Raw genomic sequence first — 26,217 nt, 5'->3', positions numbered from 1 at the left:
TATCTTTGCTCGAAAATGTACGACTATGATTACCGAAGAACTACAGAAACTATATCAGGAATATACGGGAGTTCCCGCAGAGAATATAACAGAATTACCATCTTCCGGTTCCAACCGCCGCTACTTCCGGCTGACAGGTGCGAAAACCCTGATCGGTGTATGTGGCACGTCTGTCGAGGAGAATGATGCTTTCCTTTATATGGCAGCCCATTTCCGCAAGTCCGGCCTGCCTGTACCCGAAGTTCATATCGTCTCCGAAAATAAGAGTTACTATCTTCAGGAAGATTTGGGAGATACCCTTTTGTTTCATGCAATCGAGAAAGGACGTGCTACCAGCGTATTTTCCGAAGAGGAAAAAGAGTTGCTCCGCAAGACGGTCCGTTTGCTTCCTGCCATACAGTTTGCCGGAGCCGACGGCTTCGACTTTTCCCGTTGTTATCCGCAGCCGGAGTTCAATCAGCGTTCTATCCTTTGGGATTTGAATTACTTCAAATATTGTTTCCTTAAGGCTACCGGCATGGAATTTCAGGAAGATAAACTGGAGGACGACTTTCAGAAGATGAGTGATGTGCTGCTGCGCAGTTCTTCCGCTACTTTTATGTACCGCGATTTTCAGAGCCGCAATGTGATGATCAAAGACGGTGAGCCGTGGTTTATCGACTTTCAGGGGGGACGAAAAGGGCCGTTCTATTATGATGTCGCTTCTTTCCTGTGGCAGGCAAAGGCGAAGTATCCCGATAGTCTCCGTCAGGAATTGCTGAAGGAGTATATCGATGCCCTGCGCAAATATCAGCCTATCGACGAGCCCTATTTCTATAGTCAGCTTCGTCATTTTGTTCTTTTCCGCACGTTGCAAGTGCTCGGAGCTTACGGTTTCAGGGGGTATTTTGAGAAGAAACCTCATTTTATCCAGAGTGTTCCTTTTGCTATCCAGAACCTGCGTGACTTGCTCAAAGAAGCGTACCCTGAATACCCGTATCTTTGCAATGTGCTACGCGAACTTACCGAACTCAAGCAATTCACCGACGATCTCAAGAAACGGCAGCTTACCGTCAAAGTGATGAGTTTTGCTTATAAGAAAGGGATTCCCGATGATCCTACCGGTAATGGCGGCGGTTATGTCTTTGACTGCCGTGCCGTGAACAATCCCGGTAAGTACGAACGCTACAAACCTTTCACGGGACTGGACGAACCGGTGATCAGTTTTCTCGAAGAAGATGGTGAAATTCTCCGTTTCCTCGACTCTGTCTATGCGTTGGTAGATGCTTCGGTGAAGCGATATATGGAACGTGGCTTCAGTAATTTGTCCGTTTGCTTCGGCTGTACCGGAGGACAGCATCGTTCGGTTTATTCGGCGCAGCATCTGGCAGAGCACCTGAACCGCAAATTTGGCGTGAAAGTGGAGCTGGTGCACCGCGAACAGAATATAGAACGTACTTTTGAGGCAACTGTGTAATGAAAGCAATGATATTTGCAGCCGGGTTGGGTAGCCGGCTGAAACCACTGACCGATACGATGCCCAAAGCCCTTGTTCCCGTGGCCGGACGTCCGATGCTGGAGCATGTGATTTTGAAACTGAAAGCTTCCGGTTTTACCGAAATAGTGATTAATATCCATCATTTCGGTGAGCAGATTATTGATTTTCTGAAAGCTAACAATGATTTCGGACTGACGTTGCATATTTCCGACGAACGGGACCTGCTGCTCGATACGGGGGGAGGAATCAGAAAAGCCCGTCGATTCTTTGAAAATTCCGATGAACCCTTCCTTGTGCATAATGTGGATATTCTTTCGGATATGAATCTGAAAGAACTGTATGACTTTCATTTGCGGAACGGAAGTGTAGCTACCTTGCTCGCCAGTCGCCGTAAAACTTCCCGTTATCTGCTTTTTGATGTGGAACGAAGATTGCGCGGATGGATCAACAAAGATACGGGACAGGTGAGGCCCGAAGGTTTCCTATATGATGAGTCGCTGTATAGAGAGTATGCCTTTAGCGGTATCCATGTTTTTTCGCCTGCTGTCTTCCAGTTGATGGAAGTGCCGTGCTGGGAAGGCAAGTTCTCTATTATGGACTTTTATCTGGCTACCTGCGGGCAAACGGATTATTGCGGTTATCTTACGGAAAAGCTGGAACTGATTGATATCGGCAAGCCGGAGACGTTGGCACGGGCGGAAGAGTTTGTGAAAAGATTAGGATGATAGAAAAGAAACGCTTGTGAATATAAACATATTGCTTTGGAATCTAACATATTTCGTGTACCTTTGTTATTATGAAAATAGAAACAGAGAAAGGAGACGAACCTATGCCAAGTAATTATATTCGTTTCGATTGGGCGATGAAACGCCTTTTGCGTAATAAAGCCAATTTCGCCGTACTCGAAGGCCTTTTGACTACTCTTCTGGGTGAAACAATCTTGATTCAGAAGTTATTGGAAAGTGAAAGTAATCAGGAAGATGAGTTCGATAAGTATAACCGTGTGGATATGCTTGCTGAGAATTCTAAAGGTGAACTGATTTTGATTGAAGTTCAGAATAATAATGAATACGCCTATTTTCAACGTATGCTTTTCGGAGCTTCTAAGTTAGTAACCGAATATATCAATCGTGGAGAAGGGTATGACCAAGTCCGTAAAGTATACAGTGTCAATATCGTATATTTCTCTTTAGGCTGCGGCAAGGATCTTGTTTATCATGGTAAAACGGAGTTTCGTGGCATCCATCAAGGGGATATTCTGGAACTGACTCCTTTTCAAAAACAGACCTTCAAAGTGGATAGCGTAAGCCAGTTATATCCGGAGTACTATATATTGAAGGTGAATGATTTTAACCAGGTAGCCAAAAGTCCTCTTGAAGAATGGATTTATTATTTGAATACAGGAGATATTCCGGATACTGCTACAGCTCCTGGACTGAATGAAGCCCGCCAAAGGCTGAAACTTGACCGGATGACGAAGGAAGAATTGAATGCGTATTACCGGCATTTGGATAATATTGTGATTTTGAGAGATAACATTTTCACAGAACGTGCCGAAGGTCGTGCGGAAGGACGTGCTGAGGGTATTGCGGAAGGTCGTGCAGAAGGAGAAAGAGAGGCCCGGATCCAGATTGCCCGTAATTTGAAAAAGGCAGGAATCCCTGTAGAGGTGATCGTTAAATCTTCCGGTTTGACAGTTGATGAAGTAAAGAAAATTTAATTCAAAACGATAGCCAATATATTTAGGTATATAATTTACAAAGAAGAAAGGCGGAGATATTCGGAAATGAATATTACCGCCTTTCTTCTTTTGTCTCGAAAGTTGTCTGATAATGTCTGTCACCATGAAAAATGCGGTGAAATGGACTATTTTAGACAAAATTGGAGGCGAAATAGTGAATTTAGAACATCGCTTTTCGGGCTTGTGCCTATTTTTGTTGCCGAAAGTCCTACCTATTTAAATGAGTTGGTGAGAACTTTCGAATCTTAATTGTATTGGGATTTATTTTTGTTAGCTAATAAATTAGTATCTTTAATTATTAAATTGTAGTATTATGAAAAAAAAGAAGCTTATGAAAAAACAAAGCTACTTTGTTGTTCTTCTGATGCTCCTCCTTTTATTTCCTTCAGGAGCGTTTGCGCAGCAACAAATGATTAAAGGACAAGTGGTGGATGATAAAGGCGACACAGTTATCGGAGCCACGGTCATGTTGAAAGGAACGCAAGAAGGTGCTATAACCGACATTGACGGGAATTTCTCTATAAAAGGAAAAGTTGGAAACACATTGACTATCTCTTATGTCGGTTTTTCTCCGCTCGAAGTAAAGGTGACAAAACTGGAAGGTAATCGTTTTGTGCTGAAAGAAGATTCAAAAGTACTTGATGAAGTCGTTGTAGTAGGTATGGATAAGCAAAAACGTAATACCATTACGGCTGCTGTAGCTACTGTCAATGAGAAAGCTATTGTTAACCGTCCTGTAACCGATTTGACCAGTGCGCTACAAGGTAATGTGGCAGGTTTGAATTTCGCTTCTGATGCTACGGCGAGTGGTGTCGGTGGTGAAACGGGAGCAGAGATTAAATTTAATATTCGTGGTATCGGTTCTATTAATGGTGGTGAACCTTATGTACTGGTGGACGGTGTAGAACAGAGTATGCAGAATGTGAATCCTGCCGATATTGCCAGTATCAGTGTACTGAAGGATGCTTCTGCGTCTGCTGTTTACGGTGCTCGTGCAGCTTATGGTGTGGTATTGGTGACAACAAAAAGCGGTAAGAAGGAAAAGACACGTATTACTTACCGTGGAACAGTCGGCTTCAGTTCTCCTATTAATATGCCTGAAATGATGAACTCCCTGGAGTTTGCTCATTATGTAAATGAACGTAATGATAACATGGGTGTGAAGCGTCTTTTTTCTGATCAGCTGATCGAGAAGATGAAAGGTTTTATGGCTAATCCTTATTCAGCAGAATTTCCGGGTGTAGAACCTAATCAGCAGGGAACAGGATGGGCCGGTTCTCAGGATGCGGTATATGCCAATACTGATTGGTTTGATTATTATTTTAAGAAATCTGCTATCCGCCATTCTCATAACTTGAATATAACAGGAGGTTCTGATAAATTCAACTATTACATTGGTATGGGATATACCTATCAGGAAGGTTTGCTGGATCAGGTAGAGGATAATTTGAGTAAATATAATATAAATACTAAATTTCAGATAACGGCGAATGAATGGTTGAAATTCAATTTCAATAATAATATGACTCTGAACATAATCAAGCGTCCGTTGGCTAATCAGACTATTTTTTATGGTACAGTAGGTAATGCTTTTCCTAATCGTCCGACAGTTCTTCCTGTTGATTCGGAATATAATCTTCCGGATTGGAATGAATTCTTGCGTATGAAGCAATCCCGTTACAATCAGAATCGTATTTCGGATGCTATGTCTTTTTCTGCTGTTATTACTCCATTGGAGGGATGGGATATTGTCGGTGAAATGAAAGTCCGTCTGGATGTGGAGAAGAACAGCTTCGAACGGGGAACTCCTATTTATGAAAACCCCAATAAACAATTGTACACCGTGACTGGCAATACGCAGGGCTATCAATATCCGGGAATGCACTGGAAAAACTCTACATGGGGTTCATATACCCGCGGGGATGCCTTCAATTATTATCTTTCCCCGAACGTATCTTCTTCTTATACGCATCAATGGGGAGAACATTTTTTCAAGGCAATGGCAGGTTTCCAGATGGAAGTGCAGGAAAATTCTGATGGATATACCTATAAAGATGGAATGTTAAGTGATGATATATTTTCATTTGCCAATGCCAATGGAACTCTTTATGCCGGTGATAATCGTACACATTGGGCTACAATGGGTGCTTATGCCCGTATGAATTGGAATTATCAGAATGTGTATTTCCTTGAGGTTAGTGGGCGCTATGACGGTTCTTCTCGTTTTGCTCCGGGACATCGTTGGGGATTTTTCCCTTCTTTCTCTGCTGGTTATGATATTGCACGTACCGATTACTTCCAAAAATTGGAATTACCATTCTCTCAGTTGAAAGTACGTGTCTCTTATGGTCGTCTGGGCAATCAGAACGGAGCCGGATATTATGACTATATCGGAGTGATGCCACTTGTGGCGGCTGACCCTAATGCATGGTTGCTTCCGGGTATCAGTTCTACACCTACTCAAGGTACGATAGCCAAAACTCCGAAAATGGTCAGTCCTTATATTACTTGGGAAAAGGTGGATAATGCCAACTTAGGTTTCGATTTGATGTTGCTGGATAACCGTCTTTCTATCACGGCGGATATCTATCAGCGTACCACACGTGATATGATCGGACCGGCAGAGGCTATTCCATCTATCGGGGGTATTGCAAATGCTGATCGTGCCAAAGTAAACAATGCAACTTTACGAAATCGTGGTTGGGAGCTTTCTGTCAATTGGCATGACCAGTTGAAGTGTGGTTTCAGCTATGGTGTAGGTTTTAATCTATTCAATTACAAAGCTGTTGTTACCAAATATAACAACCCGGAAGGACTCATCTTTAATAACCATACTGGGTTGCCATCAAACAAAGGATATTATGAAGGTATGGATATTGGTGAAATCTGGGGATATCGTGCTGATGACTTATTTATGAGCAACCGCGAAATTGATGATTATCTAAGAACAGTGGATCTTAGCTTCTTCAAACCGGATAGCCAGTGGCAACGCGGTGATTTGAAATATCTTGATGTAGATGGCGATGGTAAAGTAGATCCGGGTAAAGGAACATTAAGCGATCATGGTGACTTGCGGGTTATTGGTAATGCAACTCCTAAATATTCTTTCGGTATTAATTTGAATGTGGGTTATAAAGGATTTGAAGTGTCCACCTTGTTCCAGGGGGTTGCCAAAAGAGATTTCCCGCTGGCTGGAAGTACTTACCTTTTCGGAGGAAAGAACTTCTTTAAAGAACATCTTGATTATTTTAGTGCTGATCAACCGAATGGTTATCTGCCTAGACTTACTGAGTTCAATAAACCGGATTTTCAGGCCAACTCTGCTTATAATACTTCCCGATATTTGGTGAATGCGGCTTATATGCGTATGAAGAATCTGATGGTATCTTATACTTTTAATAAGAGAATGCTTCGTAACATAGGGCTGGAAAATCTAAAAGTATATTTCACGTGTGACAACTTATTTACGATAACAAAGTTGCCCAAGCAGTTTGATCCTGAAACCTTGAATCAGGCGAATACCTGGGCAGGCGGTAGCAATGAATCTGCACCGGGACTGACTTCTCCGGCTAAAGAAAATGGTAACGGTAAAGTGTATCCGATGAACCGGAACTTTGTATTTGGACTTGATTTTACATTTTAATTAGAGAGGAAAAGACATGAAAAAGAAATATATATTGTTAACAGCCTTCATTGGGGTAATGTTGTCTGCTTGTTCGGACTTCCTGGACAGAAAACCATTGACGGAACCTAATAATGAAGAATACTTATGTAGCCGTGCTCAGGTGGAAAATTACATTAACGGCTTGTATATGGCGCTTCCTGCTCCTTCTCAATATGGTATGGGAGTGAGAGGTGAAGAAAAGAACAGTGACAATATTCTTGCCGAAAAGTATGACCTGCGTCTGAATGGAGAATACAATGCTTTCAGTGGTTCGTCTGAATGGCAGAAGGGATATCAGAATTTGCGTAATGTAAATTACTTCTTTTATTATTATTGTGTTCCGGAGAACGAGGAAACAGAAGATGTTCTTTCTTTGAAAGGGGAAGCATATTTCCTGCGTGCGTACTGGCATTTTTACTTGTTGACTCGTTTTGGGGATATCCCTTTGATGGACCGGTTGTGGGATGAGAATGCAACAGTAGCTGGTTTGCAGATTCCTCCTGCATCACGTTCGGATGTGGCGAAATTTATATTGGAAGATTTGAAGACAGCTTCAGAAGGAATGCTTCAGTCGCGAAGTAAATACAGTGGCTTGCGTATCAGCAAAGAAGCAGCCATGATATTGGCAATGCGGGTAGCTTTGTATGAAGGGTCCTGGGAAAAGTATCATAAAGGGACGGAATTTTCTGAAACTGATAACTCAGACTACTTCTTTAAGGAAGTAATGAGATGGGGAGACGAACTTTTCAAAGCAGGGTTGAGCCTGAATACGGATGCTACGGATAATGAAGCTGTAAATCCAGGTGATGCATTTGCTCATTTGTTCAATAAGGATGATCTTTCTAAGATTACGGAAGCTGTATTCTGGAAGAAATATGCCGGCGATGGTGTGTTCCACGGTTTAGGTGGATTGCTTGGTGGCGGAGTTGTAGATAACGATGGCCCGGCAGGTGTATCAAAATCGCTGGTTGATAATTATCTGAATGCGGATGGTACGTTTATCAATCCGAATGATGAGAAGTATAAGGACTTTAATGCGACTTTTGAAAAACGTGATCCTCGTTTGATTCAGTCGGTCATGAATACAGGAGCGAAGTTCCGTTCTACAGCGAAAGGCTCTAAACCGATGAATGTGAGAGCCTATGATAATACAGGAACAGACGAGGAAATAAAAGAGAAGAATAAGGATATTTCTTCTCCTAATCTGAATGGAGACGGTAACGGTAAGAATATTACCGGATTTCATATTCGCTTGGGTATTGACACTACGTTTGTAGAAGGAGGCAGCCATATGGCAATTATATTATTTCGCTATTCGGAGGCGCTACTAGCTTATGCGGAAGCTGCGGAAGAATTGAATCTTTGTAACGATGATGTCTTGAATAAGACATTAAAACCTTTGCGTGAACGTGCGGGTGTTACTTATATACGTCCTACTCAGATTGATCCTAACTTTACTTCCTTTGGTTACTCTCTGACTCCTGTTATGCAGGAAATCCGTCGGGAAAGACGTGCCGAACTGGCTTTCCAGGGCTTTCGTCAGGATGACCTGATGCGTTGGGCCGGTCATAAGCTGATAAAAGGGCAACGAGGCTTGGGAGCTTATCTGGGAACTGATGGAGTTCTTTATAAGAGTTTCTCACCCAAAGCACAAGAATCGTTGGGACTGGTTTCTACCAATGATAGTGGTTGGATGGATCCGTTGAAAGATTATTTGCCACAAGGATATCAATTCCAGCCGGACCGTGATTATTTATTGCCTATACCGCCGGATGAACTGGAACTGAATAAGCAGTTGAAACAAAACCCGGGATGGACAAAAACGAAGTAATAATAGTAGGACATATTAAAGTATAAAACAATGAAGATAAGAAATATACTATATGCATGTTTACCCTTGGGAATATGGGCTATAGCTCTGACCGGGTGTAAAGACGACGATCAAGTAGCTCCGCTTCCCAAACCAGTGCCATTGACGCTGGCATTGGAGAGTAACACACTGGTAATGGGCGAAACACTGACTATGACTTTCAGTGTAAAAGACGAACAGGGAGCAGGGATAGCTACCAATGAAGAATTTGATATTTATCTGACGGCAACTGATGGTTCCACGGATGTATCAAAAACTTTATTCAATAACTTTCCGGAAATGGTAACTTTCCCGGAAGGAGAGAAAACATTGGAAGTTTCTGTCCCGGTAAAATCTTCAGGTATTACGGAATCTGTCTTAATGAAGCTCACAGCTTTTGCCCGTGGGTATAAGATGGATGGATCTGAACAGGCTATTAAGGTTTCTGATTATTATCGCACAGCAGTTTCTATCAAAGGTAACTCGGACTTGGTGGTGAAAGAGGGGGATACATTTATTCTGCAAATGAAAGTAGATGTACCTGCTAAAGAAGATATAGTAGTTACTATTACTCCGGGAGCAGGTGAGGCCGACCTTTATGAAAACCTTCCGTCTACTCTGACTATTTCTGCAGGGGAACTCTCAGTAGATAGTGATCCAGTAACAATGCTGACAGATGGTTATCCTTTTGGAGATACCAAACTGACTTTAACATTTGCAACCGATTCCGAGCATCATCCTTTGTTGGCAGAGAAGATGGAGATTACGAAACAGGATATTGATACTCCTCTTGGTTCGGAGCTGGAAGATGAACGTTACGTGTATACATCACCTGATGAACCATTCTATTCGGAGAAGAATGCAAAAGCCTTTAAAACATGGTGGGGAGATAAAAAGGCCCTGGCTATGAAGGCAGGAACCCCTCATCCCAATGAAGCGCTGGCCGCTGAAGGGTGGAAGTTTGTGAATTCAATGGAATTCCATGCAATCAATGGTCAATGCCGTACGGCTAAAAATGCTAACGGAGTATGTCCTGTACTAGGATTTGGGGCTCAGAATACAGCGATGGTACAGAAATATATGGCCGTTAATAATGATCGGTATACAGATGTAACAGATGAAGGTTACTTGAAAATGTGGGCAGTGAAAGAGAAAATTAATGCTACAGGAGGAGGGGCCGGACAAAAAGATTATGGATTCTCTGCTTGTTTCTCCGGTAAATTTAATATGAATCAAGGATATGCTCCGCAACATACCTGGATAGGAGTGGGAACCCGAATCGAGACTCGTGCTCGTATCCGTGGTAATAAGAATGGGTTTAATGCCGCTATCTGGCTGCAGGGAAATACACAAAGTCAGGCGTCGGATCCATATAGCGCATGGCCGCGATATGGTGAGATTGATGTGATGGAAAATCCGGTGGGAAATATTACAGGACAGAATAATGCTCATCAAACAGTGCATATGGGTAATCAGGCAACAGGTACTTATAAAAATCCGACGACTCAGAATGCTATCAGCAAAATGGATCAATGGAATATTTATTGGGTGGAAATTGTTGATGATCATACAATCAAAATGGGTATTAACGGTAAAACAACCAAAGTAATCACATCTGCGGATTTGGGTAGTGCTTCCGGCGAATGGCCGTTCAATCTGGAAAAGAATCCTTTAGGCTTCCATTATTTGCTGACGTTAGGTGCTCCAAGTGCGTGGGGATTGGGATATAACGATATTCCTCCGGTCGGTTGGGATTCGGGATTTGCTTCTATCAGTTATGAGGCTAGTAAAACGAGTCAGGAGTCACCTCGTATGGAAATCGATTGGATCAGATTTTACTCAAACGATAATTATAGTAAGCCTGCCGGTATTAATCTGCACAATCCTAATGCGCATACCTACTATTAAAATATGACGAACCGTTTTCAATAGTATGAAATAAGTTCAATGCCGGAAGGCCATCGTGCAACAGCGATTTACTTCCGGCATTTACTGCTAATTCGGGTGGAAATAGAGAATATTGTAAATACATTAGCTATTTGTAGACATACTTTTTACATATCTTCCCTATCTTTGCCATGTAATCTAAATAAATTAATCATTATGGAAAACCTGCAATCAAACTTGTTCTATTCTTTGGCAGGAGTAGCCGCCGTTGCCTCCCTTGCATCTTGTACAAACAAGCAGAAAACGACAGAACAAAAGCCGCTGAACATCGTCTATATTATGACAGACGACCATACAGCCCAGATGATGAGCTGCTATGACACCCGCTACATGGAAACTCCGAATCTTGACCGCATTGCGGCGGATGGTGTACGTTTTACTCAAAGCTTCGTTGCCAATTCATTAAGCGGTCCCAGCCGTGCCTGTATGATTACGGGTAAGCATAGCTGTGCCAATAAATTCTACGATAATACGACTTGCGTATTCGACAGTTCTCAACAGACATTCCCGAAGCTGCTGCAAAAGGTAGGTTATCAGACTGCGCTGGTCGGCAAATGGCATCTGGAAAGTTTGCCATCCGGATTTAATTACTGGCAGATAGTACCCGGACAGGGGGATTACTATAATCCTGCCTTTATTACACAAGATAATGATACCATCCAGAAACACGGATATATCACGAATCTGATTACCGATGACGCTATCGACTGGATGGAAAACAAGCGAGATCCGGAGAAACCGTTCTGCCTGCTGATTCATCACAAGGCGATTCACCGTAACTGGATGGCGGATACATGTAACCTTGCTCTCTACGAGGACAAGACATTCCCGTTGCCGGATAATTTCTTTGACGACTATGAAGGTCGCCCTGCTGCGGCTGCTCAGGAAATGAGTATCGTGAAGGACATGGATATGATTTACGACCTGAAGATGCTTCGTCCGAATGAGAAATCACGCCTGAGATCACTTTATGAAAGATTCCTCGGACGCATGGACGAAGGACAGCGTGCCGCATGGGACAAGTTCTATGCTCCGATTATCGATGATTTCTACAAACAGAATCTGACAGGAAAAGAACTGGCCAACTGGAAGTTCCAGCGTTATATGCGCGACTACATGAAAACCGTGAAGTCTCTTGATGATAACGTAGGACGTGTGCTCGACTATCTGAAGGAAAAAGGGTTGCTGGACAATACACTGGTAGTTTATACTTCCGATCAGGGTTTCTACATGGGCGAACACGGCTGGTTCGACAAGCGTTTCATGTATGAAGAATCTATGCGCACACCACTTATCATGCGTCTGCCGAAAGGTTTCGACCGCAGGGGAGATATCACCGAAATGGTACAGAACATCGACTATGCACCTACTTTCCTTGAACTGGCAGGAGCGGAAATTCCCGCAGATATCCACGGAGTATCACTGCTGCCTCTGTTGAAAGGTGAGCATCCGAAGGACTGGAGAAAGTCTCTGTATTACCACTTCTATGAATATCCTGCCGAACACATGGTGAAACGTCACTATGGCGTACGTACGGAACGCTATAAACTGATTCATTTCTATAATGATATCAACTGGTGGGAACTGTATGATATGCAGGCAGACCCGTCGGAAATGCATAACCTCTACGGTGAGGCTGAGTATGAACCGGTAGTAAAGGAACTGAAAGACGAATTGCTGAAACTACAGGAACAATATAATGATCCCGTCCGCTTTTCTCCGGAAAGGGACAAAGAATAATCCCCCTGACAATAACAATGACAAGAACGATTTTAATATTACTGATAGGCTTTCTATTTTCGATAGTAGCCGGATGTAGCGATACTAACTTGACACATGACATACCCTTGGTTCCACGCCCGGCGCAAATAGTGCCGGGCAGCGGGAACTACCTTTTCTCCGGTAAAACGGTATTTGCCGTAGAGAACGAGGAGCAGGCGGAAGTGGCACGCAGCTTTATAGCTTTGTTTACCCGTGCGGCAGGCTTTACTCCGAAGTTGACGGTAGGCGATGCGGAAAAGGGAAATGTTCGTTTCCAGACGGATGCAACCTTGAAAAGTGAGGCATATACGCTGCAAGTGTCTCCGAAAGAAATTATTATCGAAGCATCGGATGCAAAAGGATTCTTTTATGCTTTGCAGACCATTCGCCAGTTGCTTCCGGCATCCATCGAAAAAGAGGAAGTGTCGGATAAAAAAGTAAAATGGAGTATTCCGGCAGTGAGTATTCAGGACGAACCGCGTTTTGGTTACCGTGCGTTATTGCTGGATGCGTCACGCTTCTTTATTCCCAAAGAGAATGTATTGCGCATTATCGATTGTATGGCAATGCTCAAAATAAACACGCTTCACTTTCATCTGACAGATGATAACGGCTGGCGTGTGGAAATCAAGAAATATCCCCGTTTAACGGAAGTAGGTGCATGGAGAGTGGATCGTACGGACCTGCCTTTTCCTGCCCGGCGGAATCCGGAACCCGGAGAACCCACTCCGGTAGGAGGTTTCTACACACAGGAAGAAATAAAGGAAATGGTGGCTTATGCGGCTGAACGTCAGATTGAAGTGGTACCGGAAATCGATATGCCGGCACACAGTAATTCGGCATTGGCAGCTTATCCTCATTTAGCTTGTCCGGTAGTGAAGGAATATATCGGAGTGCTCCCCGGTTTGGGAGGACGAAATTCCGAGATCATCTATTGTGCCGGAAATGACAGTGTCTATGCCTTTCTTCAGGATGTGATGGATGAGATTCTGGAATTGTTTCCTTCCCGATATATCCATATCGGTGGCGATGAAGCCCGTAAAACTTATTGGGAGAAATGCCCGCTGTGTCAGGCACGGATGAAAAAGGAGAAGATTGCCAATGAAGAGGATTTGCAAGGTTATTTCATGAATCGGATGAGCGAATATGTACGTAGCAAAGGGCGCGAGGTGATAGGTTGGGATGAGCTGACGAACAGTAGCTTTTTGCCGGACGATGCCATTATTCTGGGTTGGCAGGGATACGGACAGGCTGCACTGAAGGCTGCCGAGAAGGGACATCGCTTCATCATGACTCCCGCACGCATCATGTACCTGATTCGTTATCAAGGACCGCAGTGGTTTGAGCCGCTGACGTATTTCGGCAATAATACGCTGAAAGATGTGTATGACTATGAGCCGGTTCAGAAAGACTGGAAACCGGAATATGCGGATTTGCTGATGGGCGTACAGGCTTGTATGTGGACAGAGTTCTGTAATAAGCCGGAGGATGTGGATTATCTGGTATTCCCACGCCTGGCGGCATTGGCGGAAGTGGCATGGACACAACCGGAAAAGAAAGACTGGACTTCGTTCCTGAAAGGAATGGATTCGTTTAATGAACATCTCGCAGCCAAAGGGATAGTGTATGCCCGTTCGATGTACAACATACAGCATACCGTGAGACCGGAAGACGGAGCACTGAAAGTAAAACTGGAATGTGTCCGTCCGGATGTGGAAATCCGTTATACAATGGATGGAAGCGAGCCGACCGCCGCTTCACCGCTCTATGAACAACCATTGTTGGTAAAAGAAGCTCAAACAGTCAATGCCGCAACGTTTGCCGATGGACAGCAGATGGGGAAAACACTGACGCTTCCGGTACACTGGAACAAGGCTACGGCAAAACCGTTGCTGGGTAATAAAGTGAATGAAGCCGTCCTGAACAACGGAGTCAGAGGAAGTCTGAAGCAAACGGACTTTGAATGGTGTAGTTGGGGAAGTAGCGACCGTATTTCCTTCACCGTCGATCTGTTGCAAAAGGAGAAAATGAATACGCTGACAATCGGTTGTATCACTAACTATGGAATGGGAGTGCACAAACCGAAATCAATCCGGGTAGCCGTGTCGGACGATAATGCGACTTATCGGGATATCAACGAATTGGAATATACTCCCGAAGAGATATTCCGTGAAGGAACTTTCATCGAAGACCTGTCGATAGATATGAGAGGAACCGTTGCCCGTTATGTGCGGGTGACAACGGAAGGAGCGGGAGAATGTCCGGCAAATCATGTACGTCCCGGACAAGAATCAAGAGTATGTTTCGATGAACTGATCATTGAATAACCAGTCACCAAAAAACAATATAATAATGATGAAATTAAAGAAACGAACGTTTTTAATCTTGATGGCAGCACTGACTGCTACCTTCGCTTCGGCTCAGAAACAGCCTTTGCCGGAGTGGCAGAGCCAGTATGCGGTAGGACTGAATAAACTCGCTCCTCATTCCTATGTATGGCCTTACGCCGACGCTTCCGATATTGAAAAGCCGGGAGGATATGAACAGTCTCCTTATTATATGAGTCTGAACGGGAAGTGGAAATTTAACTGGGTGAAGAACCCAGACAACCGTCCGAAGGACTTTTACCAGCCCTCTTATTATACCGGAGGGTGGGCGGATATTAATGTTCCCGGCAACTGGGAACGGCAAGGCTACGGAACAGCTATCTATGTCAACGAAACTTATGAGTTTGACGACAAGATGTTCAACTTCAAGAAGAATCCGCCATTGGTTCCATCTGCTGAGAATGAAGTAGGTTCCTATCGTCGCACGTTTAAGGTGCCTGCCGACTGGAAAGGACGTCGGGTAGTGCTTTGCTGCGAAGGAGTGATCTCTTTCTATTATGTATGGGTGAACGGAAAGTTGCTTGGCTATAATCAGGGATCGAAGACGGCTGCCGAATGGGACATTACCGATGTACTGAGTGAAGGAGAGAATGTGGTAGCTCTGGAAGTATATCGCTGGAGTTCGGGTGCTTATCTGGAATGTCAGGATATGTGGCGTCTGAGTGGCATCGAACGGGATGTTTATCTGTATAGCACTCCCAAACAGTATATTGCTGACTATAAAGTAAGTGCTTCCCTTGATAAAGAGAAATACAAAGAAGGTATCTTCAATCTGGAAGTGACGGTGGAAGGTCCTTCTGCTACTGCCAGCTCCATCGCTTATACACTGAAGGATGCTTCCGGAAAGGCAGTATTGCAGGATGCCATTAACATCAAGTCCCGTGGACTGAGTAACTTTATCGCTTTCGATGAGAAGAAGATTGCAGAAGTAAAAGCATGGAATGCGGAGCATCCTAACCTTTATACCTTGGTACTCGAATTAAAAGATGCGCAAGGAAAAGTAACCGAACTGACCGGTTGTGAAGTCGGTTTCCGTACTTCGGAAATCAAGGACGGACGTTTCTGTATTAACGGTGTTCCGGTGCTGGTGAAAGGGACGAACCGTCACGAACATTCGCAACTGGGACGTACCGTAAGCAAAGAACTGATGGAACAGGATATCCGCCTGATGAAACAGCATAATATCAACATGGTGCGTAACTCACATTATCCGACTCATCCGTACTGGTATCAGCTTTGCGACCGCTACGGGCTGTATATGATTGATGAGGCGAATATCGAATCGCATGGCATGGGATACGGGCCTGCCTCCCTTGCCAAAGACAGTACTTGGCTGACCGCTCACATGGACCGTACACACCGTATGTACGAACGTTCCAAGAATCATCCGGCTATCGTGATCTGGTCACTGGGCAATGAAGCCGGCAACGGTATCAACTTCGAACGTACTTACGACTGGCTGAAATCGGTAGAGAAAGGCCGTCCCGTGCAATATGAACGTGCTGAACTGAATTACAACACGGACATCTATTGCCGTATGTACCGCAGTGTGGACGAAATTAAGGCATACGTGGGTAAGAAGGATATTTACCGTCCTTTCATTCTTTGCGAATATCTGCACGCTATGGGTAACAGTTGCGGTGGAATGAAAGAATACTGGGAAGTCTTTGAAAATGAGCCGATGGCACAAGGGGGCTGCATTTGGGACTGGGTGGATCAGAACTTCCGTGAAATAGACAAAGACGGAAAATGGTACTGGACTTATGGAGGCGATTACGGACCGGAAGGAATCCCCAGCTTCGGTAATTTCTGTGGCAACGGTCTGGTGAATGCTGTTCGTGAACCGCATCCGCATCTACTCGAAGTGAAGAAAATATATCAGAACATCAAAGCGACTTTGTCAGACCGGAAGAATCTGAAAGTCTGCATAAAGAACTGGTATGACTTTTCTAATCTGAATGAATATATCCTGCGTTGGAATGTGAAAGGGGAGGATGGAACCGTACTTGCCGAAGGCACGAAGGAAGTAGACTGCGAGCCGCACGCTACGGTAGATGTCACTTTGGGTGCCGTCAAACTTCCGAATACCGTTCGGGAAGCCTATCTGAACCTAAGCTGGAGCCGTAAAGAGGCCACTCCGCTAGTGGATACCGACTGGGAAGTGGCATACGACCAGTTTGTACTTGCCGGTAATAAGAATACGACGGCTTATCGTCCGCAGAAGGCGGGAGAAACAGCTTTTGTTGTGGACAAGAATACCGGGGCACTTTCTTCCCTGACTTTGGATGGAAAGGAATTGCTGGCTGCACCAATCACTTTGAGCCTGTTCCGTCCGGCTACGGATAATGATAACCGGGATAGGAACGGAGCCCGTCTGTGGCGCAAGGCCGGTTTGAATAACCTGACACAGAAAGTGGTATCACTAAAAGAAGAAAAGACATCGGCAACGGTCCGTGCTGAGATTCTTAATGGGAAAGGACAGAAAGTAGGAATGGCGGATTTTGTTTATGCACTCGACAAGAACGGGGCATTGAAGGTTCGCACCACCTTCCAGCCGGATACGGCGATTGTGAAGTCGATGGCTTGTCTGGGGCTGACCTTCCGCATGGCAGATGCTTATAATCAAGTATCTTATCTGGGACGTGGCGATCATGAAACGTATATAGACCGCAACCAGTCCGGTAGGATAGGACTGTATGATACGACGGTAGAACGGATGTTCCACTATTACGCTACCCCACAATCTACAGCTAACCGGACAGATGTACGCTGGGCGAAACTGACGGATCAGGCAGGCGAAGGTGTCTTTATGGAATCGAATCGTCCTTTCCAGTTTAGTATCATTCCTTTCTCGGATGTATTATTAGAGAAGGCGCACCACATTAATGAACTGGAGCGTGACGGAATGATAACTATACATCTGGATGCCGAACAGGCAGGAGTAGGTACGGCTACCTGCGGACCGGGTGTATTGCCGCAATATCTGGTACCGGTGAAAAAGCAGAGTTTTGAATTTACGCTTTATCCGGTAAAATAGCCTGAAACTGATTGCATTTGGATAGAAATATTGCATTGAGATAGAATATAGGGGAGCGAATGGCATGGATTTAGCGAAGTTTAATGAAAAGCGCTTCGGGAAAGCCATGAAATTTGCTCCTTTATATTTATCTTTGTCTCATTAGCATTAAATCAATATTTATTATGATGAACAAACTACTTACTTCTCTCTTTTTATCTTCTGTGATAACGTTGGGCGGATGTGGACTGACGAAAGAAAACTACTATGTGAAGCATGTTGAATTTCCACAGGATGCAACCCTCGAACAAAAAATCGATATGGCAGCAAGGCTGGTTCCTACCCCCCAGCAGGCTGCGTGGCAACAAATGGAGCTAACTGCTTTTCTGCATTTCGGTATCAACACATTCACCGGACGCGAATGGGGCGATGGTCAGGAAGACCCTGCTATCTTTAACCCTACAGAGCTGGATGCAGAACAATGGGTGCGCACCTTAAAAGACGCCGGATTTAAAATGGTACTTCTCACGGCAAAGCATCATGACGGCTTTTGTCTGTGGCCTACAGCTACCACGAAACATTCGGTAGCCTCTTCCCCTTGGAAAAACGGTCAGGGCGACGTAGTGAAAGAACTGCGTAACGCTTGCGATAAATATGATATGAAATTCGGAGTCTACCTCTCTCCGTGGGACCGGAATGCGGAATGCTACGGAGATTCTCCTAAATACAACGAATTCTTTATTCGGCAATTAACGGAATTACTTACTAATTACGGCGAAGTGCACGAAGTGTGGTTTGACGGCGCAAACGGAGAAGGACCGAACGGAAAGAAACAAATCTATGACTGGGATGCGTTCTACAAGACTATCCAACAGTTGCAGCCGAAAGCGGTGATGGCAATTATGGGCGATGATGTCCGTTGGGTAGGTAATGAAAAAGGATTGGGACGCGAAACGGAATGGAGTGCAACGGTGCTGACTCCGGGCATTTATGCTCGTTCCGAAGAAAACAACAAACGACTGGGCGTCTTTAGCAAAGCCGAAGATTTAGGAAGCCGTGCGATGCTGGAAAAGGCAACGGAGTTATTCTGGTATCCTTCGGAAGTAGACGTGTCTATCCGTCCGGGATGGTTTTATCATGCGGAAGAAGACAGCAAAGTGAAATCCTTAAAACATCTGGCTGATATCTATTTCCAGTCGGTAGGCTATAACTCGGTGCTCTTGCTGAATATTCCTCCCGACCGCAGAGGATTGATTAATGAAGCGGATGTGCAGCGGTTGAACGAATTTGCTGCTTATCGGGAGAAGATATTTACGAACAACCGGGTAGAGAAAGGAAGAAAAGACTGGGAGGCTGTTTCCGGCAGTGAAACTGTTTATTCCTTGAAACCGGAGTCGGAAATCAACGTTGTGATGTTGCAGGAAGATATCACGAAAGGGCAACGGGTGGAGTCTTTTACCGTAGAGGCATTGACGGAACAAGGTTGGCAGGAAGTGGCGAAAGGAACGACTGTAGGCTATAAGCGTATGGTTCGTTTTCCGGCAGTAAAGGCTACCCAGCTTCGGGTGAAGATCAACGAATGTCGTCTGACGGCTCACATCAGTCAGGTGGCAGCCTACTATGCAGACCCTTTGGAAGAAGAGAACCGGACGGAAAACTGGAACAATCTGCCTCGTGCTTCATGGAAACAGGTGGCTGCTTCTCCGTTGACCATTGATTTGGGCAAAGAAGTCGAACTCTCCGCATTTACTTATGCACCTCTGAAAGCGGAAGCGAAACCGACGATGGCTTTCCGTTACAAATTCTACGTGAGCGCAGATGGCAAGAACTGGAAGGAAGTGCCTGCCAACGGTGAGTTCAGCAATATCATGCATAATCCGTTGCCGCAGACTGTCACTTTCGGTCAGAAGGAAAAGGCACGCTTTATCAAGCTGGAAGCTACCACCCCTACGGCTACAACGGCGCAAGTAGAAATGAATGAAATCGGAGTGACCGTAGCTCCTTGACGAAGCTTTGAATTTTAACTTAATAAGTACATCACTTTGAGAATAGATACTTATTCATTCTAACCTAATAATTATCAAAAGACAAAATGAGAAAAGAATTTTATGGTATATTACCTTTAGCGTTAACTTCCTGTCTGGCTTCTCAGACCACTGCTCAGGAGAAACAAACCCAGCGTCCGAATGTTGTTTTTATCTATGCGGATGATATCGGTTACGGCGATTTGAGTTGTAACGGAGCCAAGACTATTCATACTCCTAATGTGGAACGTCTTGCCAAAATGGGAGTACGTTTTACCAATGCGCACAGTGCAGCTGCTACCAGTACGCCTTCCCGCTATGCGATGCTGACCGGTGAATATGCATGGCGCAAAGCCGGAACAGGTATTGCTGCCGGAGACGCTGCGGCTATTATCCGTCCGGAACGCTATACAATGGCGAACCTGTTCAAGGATGCCGGATACAACACCGGAGTCGTAGGCAAATGGCATCTGGGACTGGGCGACAAGGGCGGAGAACAAGACTGGAACAAGCCTTTGCAGCCGGGAACGAATGATATCGGCTTCGAATATTCCTTTATCATGGCAGCTACGGGCGACCGTGTTCCTTGTGTATTTGTAGAGAATGATCAGGTGATCAACCTTGATCCGAATGATCCGATTCAGGTAAGTTACAAAGCGAACTTTCCGGGAGAACCTACCGGGAAGGACAATCCGGAGTTGCTGAAAATGCATCCTTCTCACGGACACGACCAGAGTATCGTGAACGGTATTTCCCGTATCGGATATATGAAGGGCGGAAAGTCGGCTCTCTGGCAGGATGAGAAGATTGCGGAGACGCTGACAGGAAAAGCTGTTTCCTTTATTGAAGGACACAAGTCTGCTCCTTTCTTCCTGTATTTTGCCACGCAGGATGCGCATGTTCCCCGTGTTCCGTCTCCACAGTTCGCAGGAAAGAGCGGCATGGGACCTCGCGGCGATTGTCTGCTCGAATTTGACTGGTCGGTAGGCGAGATTCTGAATGCACTCGAACGACTGGGATTGGATAAGAATACACTGGTGATTCTTTCCAGTGATAACGGTCCGGTAGTGGACGACGGATATAAGGATCAGGCAGTGGAATTGCTAGGCGATCATACTCCGGGCGGCATTTATCGCGGAGGAAAGTACAGTTCGTTCGAAGCGGGTACACGTATTCCTTGTATCTGGAGCTGGCAGGGTGTGATCCGTCCGGGAACAGTTTCGGATGCATTGCTCTGTCAGATAGACTGGTTTGCTACTTTTGCTGAAATGCTGAATGTCCGCTTGCCGGAAGGTGCGGCACCGGATAGTGAACCGATGCTGAAAGCGTGGACAGGCAAGCAAAAGAAGGGACGCGAATGGCTGGTACTTCAGAATGCACAGAATAACCTGTCGGTGACAGACGGAAGATGGAAATATCTCCGTCCGGGAAATGGACCGGCATATCTGAAAGCAGTGAATATCGAGTTGGGAAACAGTAAGGAACCGCAGCTTTACGATCTGAAGAAAGATCCGAAAGAAAAGAATAATGTGGCGGGTCAGAATCCGGAACTGGTAAAGAAGATGGCAGCACAGTTGGAGAAAATTGTAGATGGACGCTACGGTCTGCCACTATAAAAGAAATGCTTAGAGAGTAGCAGTGGGACTGGCGGTCTTGATTTCTAGTAAATCGGACGCCAGTCTTTTTTTTAAACCAAACGTAGGTTTTCACTGTTATCTTTCTATATAAATGATATATAAAGAAAGAACTTATGTTAGTAGTCGATTTAGGAAAATGGATGAACAAAATCCTGATAGATTGGGGGATAGATGCGAAGGTTGCCGATCGTTTTGATGAAACAATTATTGCTATACTGATGATAGCCATTGCTGTAGGGGTGGACTATCTTTGTCAGGCAATTCTAGTGGGAGGAATGAGGCAGTATACCCGCAGGAAACCGCATCTTTGGAATACATTGCTGATGAAACGTAAAGTGTTTCATAATCTGATTCATACGATTCCCGCCATCCTTGTCTATGCCCTGTTGCCGATGGCTTTCATGCGTGGCAAGGAACTGCTGGTTATTTCGCAGAAGGCTTGTGCCATTTATATCATCTTTTCTTTGCTGCTGGCTATCAATGGGATTCTGCTGATGATCATGGATATTTACGATGGAAAGGAGACAATGAAGAACCGACCGATGAAAGGATTCATTCAAGTACTTCAGGTACTTTTGTTTTTTATCGGGGGGATTGTGATTATCTCTATCCTTGTAAATAAATCGCCTGCTAGTCTGTTTGCGGGACTAGGTGCTTCGGCAGCCATCCTGATGCTGGTATTCAAGGATTCCATTTTGGGATTTGTGGCAGGTATTCAGCTTTCTGCCAATGATATGGTGCGTCCGGGAGACTGGATCACGCTTCCTTCCGGTGCCGCAAATGGTACGGTGCAGGAGATTACGCTTAACACGGTCAAGATTCAGAACTTTGATAATACGATTTCTACGGTTCCGCCTTATACGCTGGTCAGCAGTCCTTTTCAGAACTGGCGTGGCATGAAGGATTCCGGTGGGCGGCGGGTGATGAAGAATATTACACTGGACCTGACGACACTCCAGTTTTGTACGCCGGAGATGCTCGACCGTTATCGGAAAGAGATTCCACTCATGGCGGATTATCAGCCGGAGGAAGGAGTGGTGCCCACCAATTCACAGGTTTACCGGGTGTATATCGAGCGGTATCTTTGCAGTCTGCCGGTGGTGAATCAGGATTTGGATTTGATTATCAGTCAGAAAGAGGCTACCATGTACGGAGTTCCTATTCAGGTTTATTTCTTTTCCCGCAATAAGGTGTGGAAAGAGTACGAGCGGATTCAGTCGGATATCTTCGACCATTTGCTGGCGATGGTGCCGAAGTTCGACTTGAAGGTATACCAGTATTCTGACTAACTCTATAGGGGACATCTTTGCCACAGGCTTAGCACAACTGTGCCACGCCTGTGGCACGGCCGTGCCAAGCTGTTGGCATAGTTGTGCCAAAGCGTTGGCACAAGTCTTTCGCAGGGATGTTACGGATGATGCTCCGGTATGTCCCGTTAGTTAGCAAGGAAGGTCGTTAAAAGTCCGGACCGTTTCTAGCTTCTTTCATCAGTCGTTCGAAGCGTTTTACGATATCGGGATGTTGCGCAGCCACATCGTGTTCTTCTCTGATGTCCGTTTCCAGATTATAAAGCTGCATTTGCGTATTGCCTTTCCGGATGTCCGTGATGATTCCTTTCCATTTTCCCATGCGGATTGCTTTGTTGCCAATCCTTGGGTCAGGATATTCCCAATATAAATAAGTATGTTCTTTTTGTTTCCCTTTTTTGCCGAGCAATGTGGGCAGAAAGCTGATTCCGTCCGTTGGCGGACAAGTGATGCCTGCCAGTTCTGCCAGCGTAGGCATAACGTCCTGAAAAGCGCAGATGTGGTCACTTTGCGTACCGGGTTTTATTTTGCCGGGCCATGTGATAATGGCGGGGACACGGATACCTCCTTCATGCAAGAAACATTTGCCCCATCCGTATGCTGAATTGAAAGGTCCCCCGCTGTTGAACCAGGGAGAATCGCTGCCTCCGTTGAACGTAGGACCATTATCTGAAGTAAACACAATCAAGGTATTTTCGTACAGATGTTCCGCTTTCAGTTTTTCGATCAGTTGGCCGATCTGCTCGTCGAAATAACTGATCATAGCCGCATAGGTAGCATGCGGATACCGGCAGGGCAGATATCCCGCTTGTCCGGTGTAAGGCTTTTCGTCCCCGAATTTCTTTACATAATGCTGTACCCAGCGTTCGGGTGCCTGAAGCGAGACGTGCGGCAGGGGAGTGGTCCACATCAGGAAAAACGGTTTGCGTTTATTGGCATCGACAAATCCCATCAGTTCATCAAAGATCAGATCGTTGGCATATTCCTTTTGCGTATATTTAGCGTAGCTGGCTGGATCGTTCGGATCGGCACCTTTATCCAGAGGGCTTCGGTGAGGGTCTGTCACTTTGTTGGACAGGTAGACACGTTCTTCGTCATTATACAGAAAAGGAGGATAGTATGTGTGCGACTGGCGCTGGCAATTGTATCCGTAGAATCGGTCGAACCCCTGTTTGTTGGGAGTTCCTTCGGAACCCGGATACCCCAGTCCCCACTTGCCGAAACATCCGGTGGTATATCCCGCTTGTTGCATCATTCGCCCGATAGTCATCGTGTTCGCCTGTAGGGGGAATTGCCCTTCCAGCTCTTTATGAACGTACACCGAGTCGTAGTTGTTTACTGCTCCGCGTTCGGCTAACTCATTGTTGAAGCGGATTTGCGCATGACCGGAGTGCATACCTGTCATCAGTACGCAGCGTGCCGGAGCTGATACGGGGGAACCGGAATAATGTTGTGTCAGTTTGATGCCTTCGCTGCATAAACGGTCGATATGGGGTGTTTCTATTTTGTCTTGTCCGAAGCAACCGATATCTCCATATCCCAGATCGTCCATTAAAATATAGATAACGTTGGGAGATGCGGGTTGGGTTTGTCCGTGCAGGTAACCGCTGCACAGGGCGGGTATTGCGATCAATAAATTTCTTTTGTTCATGATGTTCTTTTTTTTAATCCCATTTATAATCTTTCGTTACATCTTCTTTCAGAGCCGGTCCGAATTCGAATCCAGCTTCTTCGAACCATGCTTTGCGGTGAAGGATGTTCCGGTAGAACCGGTCGAAGTCAAGCGCTTCCCCCTCGTGCCACATCTGTTCGGACAGAGCGAGGATGCGGGGGAAAAGTCGTCGGTCTATCATTCGTTCCGTGACTCCGTCGTCGGTCCATAATGCGCAGCTCATGCCAAGTATCAGCGGATTTTTCTCGCTGATGGCTTTGTCGGAAGGGTTGTTCAGATAGACATCTTTCAAGTCGAACGTACGTGCTTCCGTATATCCTTTCCACGGGGTGACGGGGAAGTTCAGATACGTATAGTAGTTGGAACTGCAAATGACCGGATAATGGTGTTTGACGGCGTTTCTGAGTGCGAGGTCTTTGTGTCCCCGATAGTTCCACCACTGGATAACAGTATTGTCCGGCAACGGGTAGCCGTCATGATAGACTACGTCGCCCCAGAAGATGGCTTTCCGTCCTTTCGACTTCAGATAGTTTGCCATTTGCGCAGAGAACCATAGCTGGAGGTCGTGACTGTCTTTCAGTCCTTCTGTGGTAATCCTTTTCCGGCAATCCGGGCATTGATCCCAGTTGCCTTTCGGGGCTTCGTCTCCGCCCAGATGTATGTAGGGAGAAGGAAAGAGGGCGCATACTTCATCCAGTACGTTTTTCAGGAAACGGAGAGTTCCGTCTTTTCCTGCACAAAATATGTTCTGGGTAAATCCGCTTTGCGGTATCTCTACCGGCAATCCGAAACAACCGAGCTCCGGATAGGCAGAGAGAGCAGCTTCGGCATGGCCCGGCATATCTATTTCGGGGACGATGGTGATATTCCGTTGACGGGCATATTCGATGATATCCCGTATTTCTTCCTGTGTATAGAATCCCTGCTGTTCTTCTCCTTTGCCTACCGAACCGCCAGTCCGGGTGAGGTGCGGATATTGCTTGATTTCGATGCGCCATCCCAGTCCTTCGGTCAGATGCCAGTGGAAGTAGTTCATTTTGAGCAGTGAAGCCATGTCGATATACTTTCTGATGGTGGTAATCTTCTGGAACTGACGTCCGGAGTCCAGTAAGAAGCAGCGCCACTGTGTGCGGGGATAGTCCGTCACGCTTGCGCAGGCAAAGGTGATAGATCCTGCTGAACCGGCTACCCATTGGCGTAGCGTTTGTACGGCATAGGTGAATCCTCCTTTGTCGGAGGCGCTGATTACCATCTGTTGCGGATGAATCTTGATCCGGTAACCTTCGGGGGGCAGGGATGAGTCGGTTATCCAGCAGATATCGGCTTTGGATTCTTTTTTTTGCCATTTGATGGGAGTGTGGGAGAGTACTTCTTCTCGAAAAAGGTTTAGATAAAAAGCGGTAGTGTCTTCGGCGTACATAGAAACCTTTTTCCCTAAAATCAGGTTGCCTGTCTGCATTTCTACTTGATTGGGGGTAGGAAATACGATTTGGGCGCGGACGGCGACTGTGTACGATAGAAGAAAGAGAGCTGTAAAAATTAGGTGCTTCATGGGGTACAGTGTGTTTATTTAGATTTTGTAAGAGTCGGCAAAAGGATTACCCGTATTAGTCTGATGTCTCAAAAATACGAATAAATTTCAAGTACTCAATTATTCTTTTGAGTAAACTTACGAAATCAATACAGTTAAAAAGGGAAGAGGCAGTGTCAAATATCAAGGTCTTTCAGCCACGCT

Annotated in this window: 14 protein-coding genes; 12 read left to right on the top strand and 2 right to left on the bottom strand. The window is 45.4% G+C overall.

Annotation, left to right across the window (positions count from 1 at the left end):
• Nucleotides 1-25 precede the first annotated feature (25 nt).
• The 12 genes from KTR07_RS17665 (at nucleotide 26) to KTR07_RS17610 (ending at nucleotide 22,792) form a co-directional block, all read left to right on the top strand.
• Nucleotides 26-1,456 (top strand): phosphotransferase, encoded by a 1,431-nt coding sequence (locus tag KTR07_RS17665; protein WP_008762096.1) that lies wholly within the window; start codon nucleotides 26-28, stop codon nucleotides 1,454-1,456.
• A complete protein-coding gene (locus KTR07_RS17660) occupies nucleotides 1,456-2,202 on the top strand; it encodes a nucleotidyltransferase family protein (protein ID WP_181981962.1) in 747 nt (248 codons plus the stop codon). Before KTR07_RS17665 ends, KTR07_RS17660 begins: the two co-directional genes overlap by 1 nt.
• Nucleotides 2,203-2,273: 71 nt before the next feature.
• Nucleotides 2,274-3,197, top strand: a complete 924-nt coding sequence (locus KTR07_RS17655; protein ID WP_103878169.1) for a PD-(D/E)XK nuclease family transposase — start codon at nucleotides 2,274-2,276, stop codon at nucleotides 3,195-3,197.
• A gap of 334 nt (nucleotides 3,198-3,531) precedes the next feature.
• On the top strand, nucleotides 3,532-6,861 hold the full coding sequence (locus KTR07_RS17650) for a TonB-dependent receptor (protein WP_217315469.1): 3,330 nt from the start codon (nucleotides 3,532-3,534) through the stop codon (nucleotides 6,859-6,861).
• Between the two features lie 16 nt (nucleotides 6,862-6,877).
• A complete protein-coding gene (locus tag KTR07_RS17645; RefSeq protein ID WP_008762100.1) occupies nucleotides 6,878-8,713 on the top strand; it encodes a RagB/SusD family nutrient uptake outer membrane protein in 1,836 nt (611 codons plus the stop codon).
• 30 nt (nucleotides 8,714-8,743) lie between these two features.
• Nucleotides 8,744-10,639 carry a DUF5006 domain-containing protein gene (locus KTR07_RS17640; RefSeq protein ID WP_008762101.1) on the top strand — a complete coding sequence of 632 codons (1,896 nt, stop codon included), beginning with the start codon at nucleotides 8,744-8,746 and terminating at the stop codon, nucleotides 10,637-10,639.
• 195 nt (nucleotides 10,640-10,834) lie between these two features.
• The gene (locus tag KTR07_RS17635) at nucleotides 10,835-12,418 is read left to right on the top strand and encodes a sulfatase (RefSeq protein WP_008762102.1); all 1,584 of its coding nucleotides are present in this window, start codon (nucleotides 10,835-10,837) and stop codon (nucleotides 12,416-12,418) included.
• A gap of 17 nt (nucleotides 12,419-12,435) precedes the next feature.
• The gene (locus tag KTR07_RS17630; RefSeq protein ID WP_117981528.1) at nucleotides 12,436-14,766 is read left to right on the top strand and encodes a glycoside hydrolase family 20 protein; all 2,331 of its coding nucleotides are present in this window, start codon (nucleotides 12,436-12,438) and stop codon (nucleotides 14,764-14,766) included.
• A 25-nt stretch (nucleotides 14,767-14,791) separates the two neighbouring features.
• A complete protein-coding gene (locus KTR07_RS17625; RefSeq protein WP_217315468.1) occupies nucleotides 14,792-17,863 on the top strand; it encodes a glycoside hydrolase family 2 TIM barrel-domain containing protein in 3,072 nt (1,023 codons plus the stop codon).
• Nucleotides 17,864-18,030: 167 nt separating this feature from the next.
• A complete protein-coding gene (locus KTR07_RS17620) occupies nucleotides 18,031-19,848 on the top strand; it encodes an alpha-L-fucosidase (RefSeq protein ID WP_011107898.1) in 1,818 nt (605 codons plus the stop codon).
• An 86-nt stretch (nucleotides 19,849-19,934) separates the two neighbouring features.
• Nucleotides 19,935-21,482: a sulfatase-like hydrolase/transferase gene (locus KTR07_RS17615; protein ID WP_011107897.1), complete on the top strand. Its 1,548-nt coding sequence runs from the start codon at nucleotides 19,935-19,937 to the stop codon at nucleotides 21,480-21,482.
• Between the two features lie 134 nt (nucleotides 21,483-21,616).
• Complete coding sequence (locus KTR07_RS17610) at nucleotides 21,617-22,792, top strand: mechanosensitive ion channel family protein (RefSeq protein ID WP_008762107.1); 1,176 nt, start codon at nucleotides 21,617-21,619, stop codon at nucleotides 22,790-22,792.
• 166 nt (nucleotides 22,793-22,958) lie between these two features.
• Here the strand turns inward: KTR07_RS17610 and KTR07_RS17605 are convergent, their stop codons facing one another.
• Complete coding sequence (locus tag KTR07_RS17605) at nucleotides 22,959-24,461, bottom strand: arylsulfatase (RefSeq protein ID WP_113748325.1); 1,503 nt, start codon at nucleotides 24,459-24,461, stop codon at nucleotides 22,959-22,961.
• Nucleotides 24,462-24,474: 13 nt separating this feature from the next.
• Complete coding sequence (locus KTR07_RS17600) at nucleotides 24,475-26,034, bottom strand: beta-N-acetylhexosaminidase (RefSeq protein ID WP_011107895.1); 1,560 nt, start codon at nucleotides 26,032-26,034, stop codon at nucleotides 24,475-24,477.
• Nucleotides 26,035-26,217 lie beyond the last annotated feature (183 nt).

The organism is Bacteroides sp. MSK.20.82 (genome assembly GCF_019052485.1).
Classification (GTDB): domain Bacteria; phylum Bacteroidota; class Bacteroidia; order Bacteroidales; family Bacteroidaceae; genus Bacteroides; species Bacteroides thetaiotaomicron.
Note: the sequence above shows the minus strand (reverse complement) of the source record. Positions and strands in the feature narration are given on the sequence as shown.